At 60.7% G+C, this 4,965-nt stretch carries 7 protein-coding genes; 3 read left to right on the top strand and 4 right to left on the bottom strand.

Going from position 1 to position 4,965, the window contains the following annotated elements:
* The coding region (locus tag J0I64_RS04820) for a bestrophin family protein (RefSeq protein WP_291406476.1) at positions 1-831 on the top strand (831 nt) is incomplete at its 5' end.
* A 15-nt stretch (positions 832-846) separates the two neighbouring features.
* Here the strand turns inward: J0I64_RS04820 and J0I64_RS04815 are convergent.
* Complete coding sequence (locus J0I64_RS04815) at positions 847-1,344, bottom strand: GAF domain-containing protein (RefSeq protein ID WP_291406475.1); 498 nt, start codon at positions 1,342-1,344, stop codon at positions 847-849.
* A gap of 137 nt (positions 1,345-1,481) precedes the next feature.
* Between J0I64_RS04815 and J0I64_RS04810 the strand changes: the two genes are divergently transcribed.
* Entirely contained in the window at positions 1,482-2,147 is a 666-nt protein-coding gene (locus J0I64_RS04810; RefSeq protein ID WP_291406474.1) for an HAD family hydrolase, read from the top strand.
* A 4-nt stretch (positions 2,148-2,151) separates the two neighbouring features.
* Here the strand turns inward: J0I64_RS04810 and J0I64_RS04805 are convergent, their stop codons facing one another.
* Both J0I64_RS04805 and J0I64_RS04800 read right to left on the bottom strand, forming a co-directional pair.
* Positions 2,152-2,805, bottom strand: a complete 654-nt coding sequence (locus J0I64_RS04805; RefSeq protein ID WP_291406473.1) for a pyridoxal 5'-phosphate synthase — start codon at positions 2,803-2,805, stop codon at positions 2,152-2,154.
* Complete coding sequence (locus J0I64_RS04800; protein WP_291406472.1) at positions 2,805-3,581, bottom strand: class I SAM-dependent methyltransferase; 777 nt, start codon at positions 3,579-3,581, stop codon at positions 2,805-2,807. Before J0I64_RS04800 ends, J0I64_RS04805 begins: the two co-directional genes overlap by 1 nt.
* A 101-nt stretch (positions 3,582-3,682) precedes the next feature.
* On the opposite strand from J0I64_RS04800, the gene J0I64_RS04795 reads away from it, so the two are divergent.
* Positions 3,683-4,597 carry a LysR substrate-binding domain-containing protein gene (locus J0I64_RS04795; RefSeq protein ID WP_291406471.1) on the top strand — a complete coding sequence of 305 codons (915 nt, stop codon included), beginning with the start codon at positions 3,683-3,685 and terminating at the stop codon, positions 4,595-4,597.
* Here the strand turns inward: J0I64_RS04795 and J0I64_RS04790 are convergent.
* A complete protein-coding gene (locus J0I64_RS04790; protein ID WP_291406477.1) occupies positions 4,547-4,948 on the bottom strand; it encodes an NUDIX domain-containing protein in 402 nt (133 codons plus the stop codon). The two genes, J0I64_RS04795 and J0I64_RS04790, sit on opposite strands and share 51 nt — an antisense overlap.
* Positions 4,949-4,965 lie beyond the last annotated feature (17 nt).

Here is a 4,965-nt window from a genome sequence, read left to right as displayed (position 1 = left end):
ATTCTCGCCATGGCAGGCTTTGCGGCTCTGGCCGTTGTGGCGCACCGGCTGCTTCCCGAGCAGGTGCCTACGGTCGAGGGGGCGCCCTTTACCCTGATCGGCATCGCGCTTTCCATCTTTCTGGCCTTCAGAAACAATGCCAGCTACGAGCGCTGGTGGGAGGCCCGAAAACTCTGGGGGCAACTCATCCACCTGTGTCGAACTTTCGCCCGCCAAACGCTGCTGCTTTCTGGCGATGAACACTCAAGGCCATATCTGCTGCGCCTGATCATGGCATTTGTTCATGCATTGGTGCCGCTTTTGCGTGGAACCAGCGACCATGTGGCGGCCCGGCAGTTTCTTTCGGTTGATGATGCCCAAAGGATTGAGCGCGGCAATTGGCACCCCAGTCTCGTCTTGCGGCTCGTGTCAGAGGAGCTTGTGCGCCAGCGCGTCGAGAAGGGGCTCAGCGACATCGATTTTCAGACCCTCGATACGACCATTGACCAGATGGAGGCGGCCCTCGCCGGTTGCGAGCGGATCAGAAACACCCCGCTGCCCTTTGCTTATACGCTGTTGCTGCATCGCACCGCCTACCTCTTCTGCGTCCTTCTGCCTTTTGGCTATGCGGATGTTCTGGGTTGGTGGACGCCCTTTGTGGTCGGCCTGATCGCCTACACCTTTTTCGGCCTCGACGCGTTGGGCGAGGAGCTCGAGGATCCGTTCGGAAAAGAGCCCAATGATCTGCCGATCGTCGCTCTGGCGATGACGATCGAACTTAACATGCGTGCTTCGCTGGGGGAGACCGACCTGCCGCCAGCGCCGCAACCAAAGGACTTCCTGCTGCTGTAGACCGGTTGGCCGGTTCTAGAAATCGCTGCCCTCCACCAGGATTGCTGCGAGGCGTTCAAGACCGGTCTGGTCTTCCCGGTCGAAGCGCCCCAGCATGGGGCTGTCGAGGTCGAGGACGCCGATCACATCTGAGTTCTGGACAAGCGGCACGACGATTTCGGCGCGGGAGGCGGCATCGCAGGCGATGTGCCCGGGAAAGGCATGGACATCCGGCACCAGCATGGTGCGCCGCTCGGCGACAGCCGTGCCGCATACGCCACGGCCGACCGCGATGCGCACGCAGGCCGGCTTTCCCTGAAACGGCCCAACAACAAGACCGCCGGTCATCCTGTCCATGAAATAGAAGCCGGCCCAGTTGAGATCGGGAAGGCGATCAAACAGCAGGGCGGAGAAGTTGGCCGCATTGGCTATGGCATTGCGTTCGCCTGCCAGGAGCCCCTTCAGCTGCGAGGCGAGTTCGCCATAGAGTTCGGCCTTGCCGGCGGCTGGGTCAGTGGCGACGGACTGGTACATGGTGTCTTTTCCGGGCGTGGATTGGTCGCGTACCTCTGGAAAGGGCCTGACGCATTCGACCAAAGGCGGTTCGTAGGAGGCATGCCTCCATTTCGGGATCATGCTACCCCTCTTTTATCAGAGCTTTCGAGATTTGCATGACGAGCATCAATTCCATCGTCGTTTTCGATATTGACGGCACACTTACCGACAGTGTTGCCGTGCACCAAAAAGCCTTCGAAGCCGGAATGCGGCGGTTCGAGTTTCCGGCGCTCGATACCAACTGGTCCAGCTATCGCCATCATACCGACACCGGCATTTTCGAGGAGGCATGGGCAAAGGCGGTAAGACCAGGACCAGCGGACTTCACCAGGCTGGAGGCGCAGTTCGTCGACGATTTTGACCGCGAGCTGTCCCTTGCCGCCATCGCCGAGATTGCTGGTGCGGGAGCATTTGTCGAGAGCCTTCCGCAGGCCGGCTGGTTGCCGGTTTTTGCCACGGGAAGCTTGCGGCACGGCGCTCTCGCAAAGCTTGCCGCTCTCGGCATCGACTACGATCCTGATCTTCTTGTCACCGCGTCAGAGTTTCGAACACGCGAAGACATCGTCAGTGCGGCGATCACCCGCGGGTGCGAAAAACACGGTTTTGTCCCGCAGCGTGTCGTTTCGATCGGTGACGGTATTTGGGACTATCACACAGCCAATGCGCTTTCTCTGGATTTCATCGGCATCGGTGTGGGCCCGAAGGCCGATGTCCTCCGCGACCTTGGGGCTCGTGTCCACGACGATTTTGCTCTTGGGCTCGGTATCTTGAACCAGGCATGATTGGCTAAGGCCACAGTCTGGACCTGGTCCACGTCGTCGTCGATCGCGTGTAGTGCAAGCGCAGATGCTGCCGGTCACTGCTGGCCTGGAAGAACTCCACGCTGTTGGGGGTGAGGATGTAGAGCTGCCAATGCGGCGGAACCCTGGCCGGGTATCGACCGATTTCGGCCTCGGCGCTTTGCACGGCCTCGCCGATATCTTCGTCTTCCCTGACGGGGTGGCTTTGTCGCCCCAACAGTGCCAGCGCTCGTGCGCCAAGCGAGCGCGCTTGAAAGTCGGCCTTGGCGGCCCGTCTTGGCGCCGGATGTACCTGTCCGCGGACTCGAATCTGGCGGGCCTGCGTCGGCCAATAAAAGGTCAGGGCCGCGTGCGGAATGGCGCCCAGTTGCCGGCCCTTGCGGCTGGTGCCACTGCCGGCAAAGCAAAAGCCAGTTTCATCTGCATCCTTGAGGATCACGATCCGGGCGTCCGGTGCGCCGCTTTCATCAACGGTAGAAAGCGTCATCGCGTGCGGTTCGCTTAGGCCGGCACCAATGGCCAGGTCGAGCCACTCGGTAAAGAGAGCGAACGGGGTGCCTGGGGCCCTTGCCAGATCAAAGGCAGGTGGTCTGCCTTGCAGAACGGGCAGGTCACGCAAAAGCTGGCGCATGGTCGCCATCAGGGCTGCCCCACCAACAGGCGAAGAGAACCTTCGAAGAATGGTTGTGACCGCAGATGACCGTGCCTTTGATCCCAGAGCCCGGATTGCAGATCGTCCGAGAGATTTTCTGCGAACCGCTCGCCTATTGCCGGATCGATAAAACTCCAGGCCGAGTTGGCAAGGCGTGCGCCGGGATCGAGAAGGCTTTCCGGTCGGCCATAATAGGCTTCGCTGAAACCATCGGTGCAACCGAGCGGTATGGGTACGGGCAGGATATCGACCGAGCCGCCGAGTCCTGCCGCGATTGCGCTCATGGACGGATAGCGGCTGGCCTCGACCGTGATAGCCTCTGGGGCATAGTCGTTGAGCCAAAACGTGTCGAGCTGTGTGGGATCGCAGGTGAGCACGAGAACTGGTCCGCTGGTAACGCGGCGCATTTCAGCAAGCCCGGCTTGGAGGTCTTTCCATTGGTGCACGGTGAATGTTGCCATGCTGGCGTCGAAGGCTTTGTTCGCAAATGGAAGCCGTTCGGCTGTTGCGTCTATTGCCTGGCTCAGATGCGTGGGGCGTTGGGCGCGCATCGACTCCGATGGCTCGACCGCGATGACGGATCGATCCGTCGGCTCATAGGAGCCGGCGCCAGCGCCAACATTGAGTACGGTTCTGGCGTTGCCGAGGGCCCCTGCGATGAAACTGGCGATATGCGGATCGGGCTGACGATAGCGTCGGTAGTTGGCGCCGATGATGCCGTAATTGGCGTCGCCGGCGCTGCCATCCTGGTGGCGGTCTGTCATGAACTTGTTTCCTTTCTTCACAATGTAGCTGAAGAAAAGCATTGGTTTTGTCGGTTGGAAAACGATAAGTCTGAACACTCAATGTTCGAAAAAGGAACAATATGCGGCGCCTTCCATCGCTCAACGCGCTCAGGGCTTTCGAGGCGGCCGGTCGGCACGGCCGCATGACGCTCGCCGCCGAGGAGCTACACGTGACCCACAGTGCTATCAGCCGGCAGGTGCAGCACCTGGAGGACATGCTGGGTGTGGCGTTATTTGCGGGGCCCAAGAACAGGATGCAGCTCACCGAAGCCGGCGTAACCCTGCTCTCCGGGCTGAGCATCGCTTTCGATCAGATGGATTTGGCGGTTCGGTCGGTGGCCGATACGGCTGAAGGGCCGCTCGATGTTTCCTGCCCAGGCACCTTTACGATGCGCTGGCTGATCCCCAGGCTCTATCGTTTCAGCGACGCCCATCCTGACATTGAAGTGCGACTATCGGCGTCGAGCCAGCCGGTTGATTTTCAGCGCGACGCCTTTGATGTCGCCATTCGCGCTGCGCCAGGGCCCTGGCCGATGGACGCAGAAGTCACGGAACTCTTTCCCGAACGGATCGGCCCGGTGATTTCGCCCAAGCTGCAGGTTCGGCACGGCAATAATCTCGAAAAGTTCACCCTGCTTCACACCCGTAGCCGGCGGCATGCCTGGAAAGTCTGGGGGAGCCAGGCCGACATGCCGGTGACCGACGAGGAGGGCGTCGAGTACGAGCACTTCTATTTCATGATCGAGGCTGCACTTTCGGGGCTCGGCATTTGTATCGCGCCTTGGCCCATGGTCGCTGACGATCTCGCCTCGGGTCGTCTGGTCGCGCCCTACGGGTTCGTCGGCAGCGGCCAAAGCTATGCTGTTCTGCGTCGTAGCAGACAGCACCGAAAATCTCAGCTTTTCAGCGATTGGCTGGTGGAGGAAGCGCGGCAGTTCGATGGATTAGCCTTGCCGACGACGGAGAAGCGCCGGGAGAATGTGATCGCGGGTTAGTGGTGCGAGCACGAGATCGCCCGGGGCATTAGGGTCGATCCATCGCAGTTCCTCGATCTCTGCTTGAACGACGGGCTCTTCATCGCAGCGGCACCAGAATATGTCTGCAAAAACCTGACTACCGGGCTCGTTGGCTGCGGTGGCGGAAAAGCGGCCAAGCGGTTCCAGTGGACCTTCGAGGTGAAGGCCGAGCTCTTCCTTCACCTCCCGTACAACGGCATCGATGGCGGCTTCACCGGGTTCAAGCTTGCCGCCGGGCTGCATGAAGGCCGAAGTACCACGCTTGCGCACGAGGGCGATCTTGCCATCGGCGCGCTCGATGACGCTGGCGGCGATACGGATTTCCCGCAATGGGTTTTCGGCGAGGG

The sequence above is a fragment of the Devosia sp. genome (assembly GCF_017307565.1).
Classification (GTDB): Bacteria; Pseudomonadota; Alphaproteobacteria; order Rhizobiales; family Devosiaceae; genus Devosia.
Note: the sequence above shows the minus strand (reverse complement) of the source record. Positions and strands in the feature narration are given on the sequence as shown.